Annotated in this window: 10 protein-coding genes; all 10 read right to left on the bottom strand. The window is 59.7% G+C overall.

Annotation, left to right across the window (positions count from 1 at the left end; translation table 11 throughout):
• Nucleotides 1-147: 147 nt before the first annotated feature.
• The 10 genes from BLL38_RS08645 to rseP all read right to left on the bottom strand — a co-directional run bounded on the left by BLL38_RS08645 (nucleotide 148) and on the right by rseP (nucleotide 13,351).
• Nucleotides 148-1,095 (bottom strand): acetyl-CoA carboxylase carboxyltransferase subunit alpha, encoded by a 948-nt coding sequence (locus BLL38_RS08645; protein WP_029297260.1) that lies wholly within the window; start codon nucleotides 1,093-1,095, stop codon nucleotides 148-150.
• Between the two features lie 139 nt (nucleotides 1,096-1,234).
• Nucleotides 1,235-4,756, bottom strand: coding sequence for a DNA polymerase III subunit alpha (dnaE, locus tag BLL38_RS08640; protein ID WP_076962178.1), 3,522 nt, complete (start codon nucleotides 4,754-4,756; stop codon nucleotides 1,235-1,237).
• Nucleotides 4,757-4,833: 77 nt separating this feature from the next.
• On the bottom strand, nucleotides 4,834-5,466 hold the full coding sequence (gene rnhB / locus BLL38_RS08635; protein WP_076962177.1) for a ribonuclease HII: 633 nt from the start codon (nucleotides 5,464-5,466) through the stop codon (nucleotides 4,834-4,836).
• Nucleotides 5,463-6,602, bottom strand: coding sequence for a lipid-A-disaccharide synthase (lpxB, locus tag BLL38_RS08630; RefSeq protein WP_076962176.1), 1,140 nt, complete (start codon nucleotides 6,600-6,602; stop codon nucleotides 5,463-5,465). The genes rnhB and lpxB overlap by 4 nt, the downstream gene beginning before the upstream one ends.
• 2 nt (nucleotides 6,603-6,604) lie before the next feature.
• Nucleotides 6,605-7,381 carry an acyl-ACP--UDP-N-acetylglucosamine O-acyltransferase gene (lpxA, locus tag BLL38_RS08625; protein ID WP_076962175.1) on the bottom strand — a complete coding sequence of 259 codons (777 nt, stop codon included), beginning with the start codon at nucleotides 7,379-7,381 and terminating at the stop codon, nucleotides 6,605-6,607.
• Nucleotides 7,378-7,818 carry a 3-hydroxyacyl-ACP dehydratase FabZ gene (fabZ, locus tag BLL38_RS08620; protein ID WP_029297270.1) on the bottom strand — a complete coding sequence of 147 codons (441 nt, stop codon included), beginning with the start codon at nucleotides 7,816-7,818 and terminating at the stop codon, nucleotides 7,378-7,380. Before fabZ ends, lpxA begins: the two co-directional genes overlap by 4 nt.
• A 110-nt stretch (nucleotides 7,819-7,928) precedes the next feature.
• A complete protein-coding gene (gene lpxD, locus BLL38_RS08615; RefSeq protein ID WP_076962174.1) occupies nucleotides 7,929-8,984 on the bottom strand; it encodes a UDP-3-O-(3-hydroxymyristoyl)glucosamine N-acyltransferase in 1,056 nt (351 codons plus the stop codon).
• A 3-nt stretch (nucleotides 8,985-8,987) separates the two neighbouring features.
• Nucleotides 8,988-9,491 carry an OmpH/Skp family outer membrane protein gene (locus BLL38_RS08610; RefSeq protein ID WP_003219314.1) on the bottom strand — a complete coding sequence of 168 codons (504 nt, stop codon included), beginning with the start codon at nucleotides 9,489-9,491 and terminating at the stop codon, nucleotides 8,988-8,990.
• Between the two features lie 45 nt (nucleotides 9,492-9,536).
• Nucleotides 9,537-11,924 (bottom strand): outer membrane protein assembly factor BamA, encoded by a 2,388-nt coding sequence (gene bamA / locus BLL38_RS08605; protein WP_076962173.1) that lies wholly within the window; start codon nucleotides 11,922-11,924, stop codon nucleotides 9,537-9,539.
• Between the two features lie 74 nt (nucleotides 11,925-11,998).
• Nucleotides 11,999-13,351 (bottom strand): sigma E protease regulator RseP, encoded by a 1,353-nt coding sequence (gene rseP, locus BLL38_RS08600; RefSeq protein ID WP_076962172.1) that lies wholly within the window; start codon nucleotides 13,349-13,351, stop codon nucleotides 11,999-12,001.
• Nucleotides 13,352-13,363: the final 12 nt, after the last annotated feature.

The following is a 13,363-nucleotide window of genomic DNA, read 5'->3' as shown; positions in this document are numbered from 1 at the left end:
GAGCGGGCTTGTCGGGTCGCCGCATCGCCGCGATAGCGGTGTCCCAGTCAACCCATCTGGCACTGATACATTGCTATCGCGGGCAAGCCCGCTCCCACACAAGCCTGCTCCCACATAAGCCCGCTCCCACAGGGGTGATGCAGTGGCTTAGAGGCCGTAGCTCATCAGGCGCTCGTAACGACGGGCCAGCAGCGCCTCGTTGTCGAATTTCTTGAGCATGTCCAACTGCGCGCAAAGTTCGGCGCGGATGGTGGCCGATGCAGCAGCCGGGTCGCGGTGGGCGCCGCCCAGGGGCTCGGCGATCACTTTGTCGACGATGCCCAGGCCTTTGAGGCGATCAGCGGTGATGCCCATGGCTTCGGCGGCATCCGGGGCCTTTTCGGCGGTTTTCCACAGGATCGAGGCGCAACCTTCCGGCGAGATCACCGCGTAGGTGGAATATTGCAGCATGTTCAGTTGGTCGCAGACGCCAATGGCCAGCGCACCGCCAGAACCGCCTTCACCGATCACGGTCGCGATGATCGGGGTTTTCAGGCGTGCCATCACTCGCAGGTTCCAGGCAATCGCTTCGCTCTGGTTGCGCTCTTCAGCGTCGATGCCTGGGTAGGCGCCCGGGGTGTCGATAAAGGTCAGGATCGGCATTTTGAAGCGTTCGGCCATTTCCATCAGGCGGCAGGCCTTGCGGTAGCCTTCCGGGCGCGGCATGCCGAAGTTGCGACGCACTTTCTCGCGCACTTCACGGCCCTTCTGATGGCCGATCACCATCACTGGCTGGTCGTCCAGGCGGGCAATACCGCCGACAATCGCCGCGTCATCGGAGAAGTGACGGTCGCCATGCAACTCGTCGAACTCGGTGAAGATGTGATCGATATAGTCCAGGGTGTACGGACGGCGCGGGTGGCGGGCCAGGCGCGCGATCTGCCAGCTGGTCAGCTTGCCGAAGATGTCTTCGGTGAGCGTCTTGCTCTTGTCTTGCAGGCGGGAGATTTCATCGCCGATATTCAGCGAATTGTCATTGCCGACCAGGCGCAGCTCTTCGATCTTGGCTTGCAGGTCAGCGATCGGCTGTTCGAAATCAAGAAAATTCGGGTTCATAAGCGTCCGTCTTGGGTCGACGGCCAGGGAGTGCCTGGCCAGCCGGTGGTCTATTCGCGCCCTACCTTAAGGGAGAGGCGCGTCAAGGTCGAGATTAAATGTTGAGTCGAGGTCAGGGGTAAAAAACCAGCCCTGACCGTCAACGGTATTGGAGGAAGACGTTGTCACGCCCGAACTGGTCACGCAATGCTTGAATCAAGCCATCGGCCGGGTCAATTCGCCACGTCTCGCCAAACTGCAACATCGCCTTGGCATCGCTGCCGGTGTATTCCATGGTCACCGGGCACGCGCCACGGTGACGCTTGAGCAAGTCCCCCAGCCAGCGTAGCTGATCGCCCTTGAGCGCTTCGGTTTTCACCTTCAGGCGCAGGCTTTCGGCCAGGTTGGTGCGGGCATCTTCCATGCTCATCACGCGCTTGATCCGCAGGCGCAGGCCGCCGGAGAAGTCATCGTTGCTGACCTCGCCCTCCACCACCACCATCGCGTCGGTCTGCAACAGCGACTGCGCGGAATGGAACGCGTCGGCAAACAGCGACGCTTCGATACGCCCGGAGCGGTCGTCAAGGGTGATGAACCCCATCTTGTCGCCCTTTTTGTTCTTCATCACCCGCAGGGCAATGATCATCCCGGCCACGGTCTGGGTATCGCGCGCCGGTTTCAGGTCGATGATGCGCTGGCGGGCGAAACGGCGGATCTCGCCTTCATATTCGTCAATCGGGTGACCGGTGAGGTACAGGCCCAGGGTGTCTTTTTCACCCTTGAGCCGCTCCTTGAGGGTCAGCTCCTTGGCCTTGCGGTGGTTGGCGTACACATCGGCGTCTTCTTCGACGAACAGCCCGCCAAACAGGTCGGCATGCCCGCTGTCATGGGTGCGGGCGGTCTGTTCGGCGGCCTTGATCGCTTCTTCCATGGCGGTCAGCAGCACCGCGCGGTTACGGTCGATATTGGCCTGGTAGGCCTTCGGCTCGTCATGGAAGTACGGGCCGAGACGGTCGAGTGCGCCGCTGCGGATCAGGCCATCCAGGGTCCGTTTATTGATGCGTTTGAGGTCGACCCGGGCGCAGAAGTCGAACAGGTCCTTGAACGGCCCATCCTGGCGCGCCTCGGTGATCGCCTCAACCGGGCCTTCGCCCACGCCCTTGATCGCGCCCAGGCCGTAGATGATGCGGCCTTCGTCGTTCACGGTGAACTTGAACTCCGAGGCGTTCACATCCGGCGCGTCGAGACGCAGCTTCATGGTCCGCACTTCTTCGATCAAGGTCACGACCTTGTCGGTGTTGTGCATATCCGCCGAAAGCACCGCCGCCATAAATGGCGCCGGGTAGTGGGCCTTCAGCCAGGCCGTCTGGTACGACACCAGGCCGTAGGCGGCGGAGTGGGATTTGTTGAAGCCATAACCGGCGAATTTTTCCACCAGGTCAAAGATGTTACCGGCAAGGTCAGCATCGATATTGTTGGTGGCGCAACCTTCAATGAAACCGCCGCGCTGCTTGGCCATTTCTTCGGGTTTTTTCTTACCCATGGCCCGGCGCAGCATGTCCGCGCCACCCAGGGTGTAACCGGCCATGACCTGGGCGATCTGCATCACCTGTTCCTGATACAGGATGATGCCGTAGGTCGGCGCCAGTACCGGCTTGAGGCCTTCGTACTGGTAGTCGGAGTGCGGGTAGGCCAGTTCGGCACGCCCGTGCTTACGGTTGATAAAGTCGTCAACCATGCCCGATTGCAGCGGGCCCGGACGGAACAGGGCCACCAGTGCGATCAAGTCTTCCAGGCAGTCGGGCTTGAGCTTTTTGATCAGCTCCTTCATGCCGCGGGATTCAAGCTGGAATACCGCCGTGGTTTCGGCTTTTTGCAGCAGGGCGTAGGTCGGCTTGTCGTCCAGCGGGATAAAGGCGATATCCAGCGGTGCTTCATTGACCTTGGCGCGCTCGCGGTTGATGGTCTTGAGCGCCCAGTCGATGATTGTCAGGGTTCGCAAGCCGAGGAAGTCGAACTTCACCAGGCCGGCCGCCTCCACGTCGTCCTTGTCGAACTGGGTTACCAGGCCATCGCCTTCTTCGTCGCAATAGATCGGCGAAAAGTCGGTCAGCTTGGTCGGCGCGATGACCACACCACCGGCGTGCTTGCCGACGTTACGCACCACGCCTTCGAGCTTGCGCGCCATCTCCCAGATTTCGGCGGCTTCTTCATCGACCTTGATGAAGTCGCGCAGGATTTCTTCCTGCTCGTAGGCTTTTTCCAGGGTCATGCCGACTTCAAAGGGGATCATCTTCGACAGACGATCCGCCAGGCCGTAGGACTTGCCCTGCACCCGCGCCACGTCGCGGATTACCGCCTTGGCCGCCATGGAACCAAAGGTAATGATCTGGCTTACCGCGTTGCGGCCATATTTCTCGGCCACATATTCGATGACCCGGTCACGACCATCCATGCAGAAGTCGACGTCGAAGTCGGGCATCGATACCCGTTCCGGGTTCAGGAACCGCTCGAACAGCAGGTCATATTCCAGCGGGTCAAGGTCGGTGATCTTCTGCACATAAGCCACCAGCGAGCCGGCACCCGACCCCCGGCCAGGCCCAACCGGCACGCCGTTGCTTTTGGCCCACTGGATAAAGTCCATTACGATCAGGAAGTAACCGGGGAACCCCATCTGGATAATGATATCCAGCTCGAAATTCAGCCGGTCGACATACACCTGGCGCTTGGCGTCATAATCTTCGGTGGTGTCCCTGGGCAGCAGGACGGACAGACGCTCTTCCAGGCCATCGAACGACACCTTGCGGAAATATTCATCGATGGTCATACCATCGGGAATCGGGAAGTTGGGCAAGAAGTGCTTGCCCAGCTTCACTTCGATATTGCAGCGCTTGGCAATTTCGACGGAGTTTTCCAGGGCCTCGGGCAGGTCGCTGAACAGCTCGGCCATTTCCTCGGCGCTCTTGAGGTACTGCTCTTCGCTGTAGTTCTTCGAGCGACGCGGATCGTCCAGCGCCCGGCCTTCGCCGATGCACACGCGGGTTTCGTGGGCCTCGAAGTCTTCCTTCTTGATAAAGCGCACATCGTTGGTCGCCACCAGCGGCGCGCCCAGCTTTTCGGCCAGGGCCACGGCGGCGTGCAGGTGTTCTTCGTCGTTGGGGCGGTTGGTACGCTGGATTTCCAGGTAGAAGCGGTCAGGGAATACCGTCATCCAGTCACGGGCGAGAACCTCAGCCTCCTGGGGGTTGCCGCCCAGCAAGGCAATCCCGACCTCCCCTTCCTTGGCCGCCGACAGCATGATCAGCCCTTCACTGGCCTCGGCCACCCATTCGCGCTCGATGATGATCGAGCCATTGCGCTGGCCATCGATAAAACCACGGGAAATCAGTTCAGTCAGGTTGCGATAACCTACGCCGTTCATCGCCAACAGGCTGATACGGCTCAATGGGTTATCGGGGTCCTTGTTGGACAGCCACAAGTCGGCGCCGCAGATCGGCTTGATGCCCGCGCCCATGGCGCTCTTGTAGAACTTGACCAGGGAGCACATGTTGTTCTGGTCGGTCACCGCCACCGCAGGCATATTCATGCCCACCAGGGTTTTGACCAGCGGTTTGATCCGTACCAGGCCGTCGACCAGGGAGTATTCAGTGTGCAGGCGCAGGTGAACGAATGAAGCCGGCATAGTGATCCTGTCTAGATACGTGTGAAAACAACAAGGCCCGGATTGTACCGGGCCTTGCGTAAAACATCAGCCTGCGCCTAAATCTCGACCTGGCTTTCGCGTGCCTCGTAAGCCTGGCGGACCGGGGCGAACGAGCGGCGGTGGATCGGCGTGGGGCCCAACCGGGCCAGGGCTTCCAGATGAACGGGCGTCGGGTAGCCTTTATGGCCGCCAATGCCATAGCCCGGATAGATCAGTTCAAACGCCGCCATTTCACGGTCGCGACTGACCTTGGCCAGGATAGAGGCGGCGGCAATCGCCGGCACCTTGCTATCGCCCTTGACCACGGCTTCGGCCGGCATCGCCAGCTTCGGGCAGCGATTACCGTCGATCATCGCCAGTTTTGGGGTGATGTGCAGCCCCTCGACAGCGCGCTGCATGGCCAGCATCGTGGCATGCAGGATGTTCAGTTCGTCGATTTCCTCGACTTCGGCCCTGGCAATATGCCAGCTGAGGGCTTTTTCGCAGATTTCGTCAAAAAGCTTTTCACGACGGGCTTCGGTGAGTTTCTTCGAGTCATTGAGGCCGAGAATCGGACGACTCGGGTCAAGAATCACCGCTGCCGTGACTACCGCACCACACAACGGGCCGCGCCCGACCTCATCGACACCGGCGACCAGTTCGTGGGTTTGGGCGACCAGGCTGAAATCCAGGCCCATTTGCGTCTTCATAGGGTTTCCTGATGGCGGCCGATCAAGGTCAACACGGCATCGGCGGCCTGGTTTGACGCATCACGGCGCAAGGTACGGTGAATTTCGTCAAACCCACGGGTCTGCTCTTCGCCACCGTCGATCAACGGCAGAAGGGTCTGGGCCAAGGCGTCGGGGGTTGCAGCATCCTGCAACAGCTCCGGCACCAACAACCGCTGGGCCAGCAGGTTGGGCAAGGAGATGTAGGGACTTTTGACCATGCGCTTGAGAATCCAGTAGGTCAGCGGCGCCAGGCGGTAGGCCACGACCATCGGGCGCTTGTAGAGCAAGGCCTCCAGCGTGGCGGTGCCGGAAGCAATCAGCACCGCATCACACGCAGCCAGGGCCAGGTGCGAACCACCGTCGAGCAGGGTCAAGGGCAGGTCGCGCCCCACCAGCAGGGCCTCGATCTGCGTACGCCGCTGCGGGCTGGCGCATGGCAGTACAAAACGGACCCCAGGCTTCAAGGCCTGTAGGCGCTCGGCCGCATCGAAAAATAGTGCGCCCAGGCGCCCGACTTCACCGCCACGGCTGCCGGGCATCAACGCCACCAGCGGCCCTTCGGGCAAGCCCAGCTCGGCGCGGGCGGCGGCGCGATCCGCTTGCAGCGGGATGGTATCGGCCAGGGTATGGCCGACAAACTTCACCGGCACGCCCTTCTCTTCGTAGAACCGCGCCTCGAACGGCAGCAGGGTCAGCATCAGGTCGCAGCCTTCGCGGATCTTCAGCACGCGCTTCTGCCGCCACGCCCACACGGACGGGCTGACGTAATGCACAGTCTTGATCCCGGCCTGACGCAACTTGAGTTCGATATTGAGGGTGAAGTCCGGTGCGTCGATACCGATAAAGACGTCCGGCTTTTCGGCAATCAGGGTCTGGATCAGCAGTTTGCGCCGAGCCAGCAGCTCACGCAGGCGCCCCAGCACTTCCACCAGCCCCATGACCGACAAACGCTCCATGGGAAAGTAGGAGGTCAGGCCTTCAGCCTGCATCAGGGGGCCGCCGACCCCAATGAATTCCACCGCCGGATGCTGCGCCTTGATGGCTCGCATCAGGCCCGCGCCGAGAATATCGCCGGAAGCTTCTCCGGCCACCAATGCAATACGCAGTGTGGCCATGGTCAGCGGGTGATGCCGCGAGTCGATGCCTGGATCGAATCACGGAATATGGCAACTTCTGGAAACAGCGCTGCCGGCTCGGCCAGATCGGCCAGTGCCTGGTCAACCGTCAGGCCCTGGCGATACACCACCTTGTAGGCTCGACGCAGGGCGTGGATGGCATCTTCGCTGAAACCACGGCGGCGCATGCCTTCAAAATTCATGCTGCGGGCTTCGGCAGGGTTGCCAAAGACCGTGACGAACGCCGGTACATCCTTGCCGATAGCCGTACCCATGCCGGAAAAGCTGTGGGCGCCGATATGGCAGTACTGATGCACCAGGGTGAAACCAGACAGGATCGCCCAGTCGTCAACGTGTACATGACCAGCCAGCGCGGTGTTATTGACCAGGATGCAATGGTTGCCAATCACGCTGTCATGACCGATATGGGCATAGGCCATTACCAGGTTGTGATCGCCCAGGGTGGTTTCTGCCCGATCCTGCACGGTGCCACGATGAATGGTCACGCCTTCACGAATGATGTTGTGATCACCGATTACCAGGCGGGTTTCTTCACCCTTGTACTTCATGTCCGGCGTGTCTTCACCTACCGAGGAAAACTGGTAGATGCGGTTGTGTTTGCCAATGCGGGTCGGACCCTTGAGGATCACGTGCGGCCCGATGACTGTCCCCTCGCCGATTTCCACACCTGCGCCGACGATCGACCAGGGGCCGACCTCAACGTCGGCGGCCAGTACGGCCGTCGGATCGATGATTGCGCGAGGGTCAATCAAACTCATAGTTTGCGTTCCGCGCAGATGATTTCGGCGGAGCACACAGGCTTGCCATCAACGGATGCCTGGCATTCAAACTTCCAGATCTGGCGCTTGCAACTCACAAACTTGGCTTCCAGGATCAACTGGTCACCTGGGGTGACCGGATTGCGGAAACGCAGTTTGTCGGAGCCCACGAAATAATAAAGCGTGCCATCGGCAGGCTTCAGGTCGAGCATTTTAAAACCCAGGATACCAGCGGCCTGCGCCATTGCTTCGATGATCAACACGCCCGGCATGATCGGGTGCGCGGGGAAGTGACCATTGAAGAAGGGTTCGTTGATGCTGACATTCTTGTAGGCACGAATGCGCTTCTCCTCAACATTCAGCTCCACTACACGGTCCACCAGCAGGAACGGGTAACGGTGAGGCAGGTATTCGCGAATCTCGTTGATGTCCATCATTTCGGGGGGAAGCCTGTAATAAAGATTGGGAGCGCGCGGACTAAGGCACGCCCCTCTAGCAAATCAAGAAGGCAGTCTAGCTGCTGTGCACACTTGATATGGAAATGGTATCAGCCATCTGATGAAACATTACTGCCAGGGGTCACGTCCCCAACACGTTTTTCCAGATGTTTCAGGCGCCGGGCTATGTCGTCCAACTGCCTTAAACGGGCCGCGCTCTTGCGCCACTCGGCCGCGGGTTGCATCGCTGTACCGGAAGAGTAAGCCCCAGGCTCGGTAATCGAGTGGGTGACCATGGTCATGCCAGTAATGAATACGTTGTCGCAAACTTCAATATGACCCACCAGCCCGACACCACCGGCCAGCATGCAATGCTTGCCGATCCTGGTGCTACCGGAGATGCCAACGCACGCGGCCATGGCCGTGTGATCGCCAATCTGTACGTTGTGGGCGATCTGGATCTGGTTGTCCAGCTTCACACCATTGCCAATCACGGTATCGGCCAAGGCCCCGCGATCGACGGCGGTGTTGACGCCAATCTCCACATCGTCACCGATCAGCACACCGCCGACCTGGGCGATCTTCTGCCAAATGCCCTTCTCATTGGCAAAGCCGAAGCCTTCGCCGCCGATCACGGCACCCGACTGAATCACTACCCGCTGCCCGATACGCACATCGTGGTATAGGGTCACGCGCGGCGCGAGCCAGCCGCCTGCGCCGATTTCGCTGCGAGCACCGATAAAGCAATGGGCACCAACAGTCACGCCGGCACCAATGCGCGCACCACTCTCGATCACCGCAAACGCACCAATGCTCGCCGCAGGATCAACCTGGGCGTCATCGGCAACCACGGCCGACGGATGAATACCTGGGGCAGCCTTGGGTTTCGGGTCGAACAAATGGGAAACCCGCGCATAAGCCGCGTAAGGGTCAGCCACCACCAGCGCATCCCCGGCAAACGTCTCGGCGTCAGCGGCCTTCAGCAATACGGCTGCGGCCTGGCTGTCGCCCAGGTATTTACGGTATTGGGGGTTTGCGAGGAAGCTCAACTGAGCTGGGCCAGCCTCCTGCAAGGTGGCTAGCCCAGTGATTTCCTTCTCCTTGGAGCCACGCAAGGTAGCTCCCAGGAACTCGGCCAATTGACCGAGTTTGATAGTCGCAGTCATGGTTTACTTCAGCTGGTTCATGCGCTCGATCACCTGGCGGGTGATGTCGTATTGAGGCTTGACGTCAATCACGGCGCCACGCTCGAAGACCAGGTCAAAAGCACCTTTCTTGATGACTTCTTCCACGGCGCTGTCGAGTTTTGGCTTCAGTTGCTTGAGCATTTCGCGGTCGGCAACAGCCTTGGCCTCGTTCAGCTCCTTGGACTGGAACTGGTAGTCACGGGCCTTTTGCTTGAATTCAAGCTCCAGACGCTCACGCTCGCCTTGCTGCATTTTATCGCCACCGGCGACCAGACGATCCTGGATACCCTTGGCGCTGCTTTCCAGGGTCTTGAGCTTGGTCAGTTGCGGACCGAATTTTTTCTCGGCATCCACGGCGTACTTCTTGGCCGCGTCGGATTCCAGCAGGGCCATCTGATAGTTCAGGACGGCGATTTTCATTTCGGCAAACGCCGGGGTTGCGACCAGCACGGTTGCCAGAAGAACCAATTGAGTCAACTTACGCACGATGCACTCCTACAGAATCCGTTGTCGTTATCTTGGGTCGGACGCTTAGAACGTCTGGCCGAGGGAAAATTGGAAAATCTGGGTTTCAGCGTTATCCGGTTTCTTGACTGGCATCGCCAAGGCGAAGCTCAACGGGCCCAGGGCGGTAATCCAGGTCACACCCACACCCACGGAACTGGCCAGATTGCTCAGGCTGACGTCGTTGCACTGGGTGTTGGACTTCAAGCCACTCGGGTTACGGATCTGCTCGCACTTGGAGTCGAATACGTTACCCACATCCCAGAAGACCGAGGTCCGCAGGGAACGCTGGTCCTTGACGAACGGCAGCGGGAATAGAATTTCCGCACCGCCTTGAATCAGCACGTTACCACCAAATGGCAGCGGATCATTGTCCGAGTCCGCAACTGTGCCCACGTTACCCGTCTTATCAACACCACGGCTCGGCGTACCGCGAGGACCCAGGGTACTGTCCTTGAAACCACGTACCGAGTTGAAACCACCGGCGTAGTAGTTCTCGTAGAACGGCAGGCCATCGGTCGAACCGTAGCCATCACCATAGCCCAATTCCGTGTGCAGGCGCATGGTGTAGTTATCGCTCAACGGTGTGAACAACTGGCCACGGTAGTCGAGCTTGAAGAACGACAGGTCGCTACCTGGGGTGGTGGCTTCCAGGGTCAGGCTCTGGGAGTGACCACGGGTGGCCAGCACACCTTTGTTCAGGGTGGACTCGGACCAACCGGCCGAGGCCTTGAAGTTGAGGAACTTGTCACCTTCGCGGCGGGTGAAGTCGAAGATCTCGTCCACGGTGTAGACACCGGTCTTGATCTCATCCTGCTGCGCGGTCAGACCGAAGGTCAGGCGCGAGGTCTCGCTGATCGGGTAGCCCACGTTGACACCGGCACCCAGGCTGTCGATCGCATAGCTTGCCACGTCGACGTCGAGGTCTTTGTAGTCGGTGGTGCGGTAGAAGGCGTTGTAGCCCAGGCTCACACCGTCAGCCGTCCAGTAGGGGTCCACATAACCGAAGTTGTAGCGGCTCTGGTATTCGCTACGGGTCAGGCCGATGGAAACCTTGTTACCGGTACCCAGGAAGTTGTTCTGGGTGATCGAGCCACCGAGGATCAGGCCGGCACTCTGTGCAAAGCCGACACTGGCGGTGATCGAGCCGGACGCCTGTTCTTCCACGGCGTAGTTCACGTCGACCTGGTCATCCACACCCGGTACGGCCGGGGTTTCGACGTTGACTTCCTTGAAGAAGCCCAGGCGCTCAAGACGGGTCTTGGACTGGTCGATCAGGTAGGTCGAAGCCCAGCCTCCTTCCATCTGGCGCATTTCGCGACGCAGCACTTCGTCCTCGGACTTGGTGTTGCCACGGAAGTTGATGCGGTTGACGTAGGCACGCTTGCCCGGGTCGACGACAAAGGTGATGTCCACAGTGTGGTCATCATCATGGGGGGTCGGCACGCCGTTGACGTTGGCGAAGGTATAACCTTCGTTACCCAGGCGACGGGTGATCAGTTCGGACGTAGTGGTCATCAGCTTGCGCGAGAACACCTGGTCCTTCTGGACCAGCAGCAGGGACTTGACCTGGTCTTCAGGCACTTTCAGGTCGCCGCTGAGCTTCACGTCGCGAACGCGGTACTTCTCGCCTTCGTTGACGTTGACCGTGATGTACACGTGCTTCTTGTCCGGGGTGATGGACACCTGGGTCGAAGCGATATCCATGTTGATATAGCCACGGTCCAGGTAGTAGGAACGCAGGCGCTCCAGGTCACCGGAGAGTTTTTCACGGGCGTACTTGTCGTCGTTCTTGAAGAACGACAGCCAGTTGGTGGTCTTGAGCTCGAACAGGTCGATCAGGTCTTCGTCGGCAAACTTGGTGTTGCCCACTACGTTGATGTGCTGGATCGCCGCCACGGTGCCTTCGTTGATGTTGACCTTCAGGCCGACACGGTTGCGCGGCTGCGGGACCACTTCGGTTTCCACGGAAGCAGAGTAGCGGCCCTGGGCAACGTATTGACGTTGCAGCTCGTTACGCACGCCTTCAAGGGTGGCACGCTGGAAGATCTCGCCTTCGGCCAGGCCGGATTGCTTGAGCCCCTTCATCAGGTCTTCAGTGGAGATCGCCTTGTTGCCTTCGATCTCGATACTGGCGACAGAAGGTCGCTCGACGACAGTGATGACCAGGACGTTGCCTTCACGGCCCAGCTGGATATCTTGAAAGAAGCCGGTTTTGAACAGCGCTCGAGTGGATTCCACCAGGCGACGGTCGTCAGCCTGTTCCCCAACGTTCAACGGCAAGGCGCCAAAGACGCTACCCGCGGAAACCCGCTGGAGGCCGTTGACGCGAATATCGGAGATGGTGAAGGACTCGGCGTGAACTTCGGCGATCATCAATACGGTGAGAACCGCAGTTAGCAGCAGACGTTTCATGAAGTCCTTTCTTATTCCAACTGGCAATAAACAAACTGCCGCAAAATGCGGCAGATTCGCAATTCAGCGAAGCGTTACAGACGTCCCAGATCGTTGACCAAGGCTAACAACATCACCCCGACCACCAAACTGATACCGATCTGTATCCCCCAACCCTGCACCCGATCCGACAAGGGGCGACCACGCACCCACTCGACGAGATAAAACAACAGATGCCCCCCATCCAATACTGGAATGGGCAACAAATTCAGAACCCCAAGGCTAATACTCAGATAAGCCAGGAAATTCAGGAAATCAGCAACACCCGACTGGGCAGAAGCGCCCGCCACTTTAGCAATGGTTATCGGTCCACTCAAGTTTTTTACCGAGAGCTCGCCGAACAACATTTTCTTCAGTGAATCGAGGGTCAGCACACTCATGGTCCAAGTGCGTCGTGCACCCTCGCCAATTGCCGCCAATGGCCCGAAGCTGACCTCCCGCACCATCGATGGCGGCCAGTCGACAGCCTTGACCCCGGCGCCCAGATACCCGCCGGCCGCCTTGGCCTCCCCGCGCACCGCGAGGGTGACCGGGACGTCGATTTGAGCACCGTCGCGCTCAATTTTCAGCACAATTTTCGTATCAGGACGTACACGAACCAGATCGACCACTTGCTGCCAGTCGCCCAGTGCCTGGCCATCAAGGGCCAGCAAACGGTCGCCGGTCTTCAGGCCGGCAGCCTGGGCCGGGCCTTTGGGATCGAGTTCCGCCAAGACCGGCGGCAGCGCCGGGCGCCATGGACGAATCCCCAGGGACTTGATCGGATCAGGCTCATCAGCACCCTTGAGCCACTTGTCCAATATCAGTTCACGCGGCGTCTCGGCCGTCGAGTCCTGCTCGCGCACCATCAGCTGTACGGTGCCGCTTTCACCCAGGCGTCGCACCAACTGCAGATTGACCGCGCCCCAGCCGGTAGTTGGCTCGCCATCAATAGCAACAATTTCCTGCCCGGCGCTCAAACCAGCCTTGGCGGCGATACTGCCCGCCTCCACCGCCCCGATGACCGGACGCACTTGCTGGCTGCCCAGCATGGCCAGAACCCAGAAGAACACCATGGCCAGCAGGAAGTTGGCGATCGGGCCGGCGGCCACGATGGCGATACGCTGACGGACGGTCTTGCGGTTGAAAGATTGGTCCAGTTGATCAGCCGGCACTTCGCCTTCACGCTCGTCGAGCATCTTGACGTAGCCGCCCAGGGGAATGGCGGCAATCACGAATTCGGTGCCCTGCCGGTCGTGCCAGCGCAGCAGCGGCATGCCAAACCCCACGGAAAAACGCAGGACCTTGACGCCACAACGGCGCGCCACCCAGAAATGACCGAATTCGTGGAAGGTGACCAGCACACCCAGAGCAACCAGGGTGCCGACAATCATGTAGAGCGCACTCATCTAATCTCTCCG

The sequence above is a fragment of the Pseudomonas gessardii genome (assembly GCF_001983165.1).
GTDB lineage: Bacteria > Pseudomonadota > Gammaproteobacteria > Pseudomonadales > Pseudomonadaceae > Aquipseudomonas > Aquipseudomonas gessardii.
Note: the sequence above shows the minus strand (reverse complement) of the source record. Positions and strands in the feature narration are given on the sequence as shown.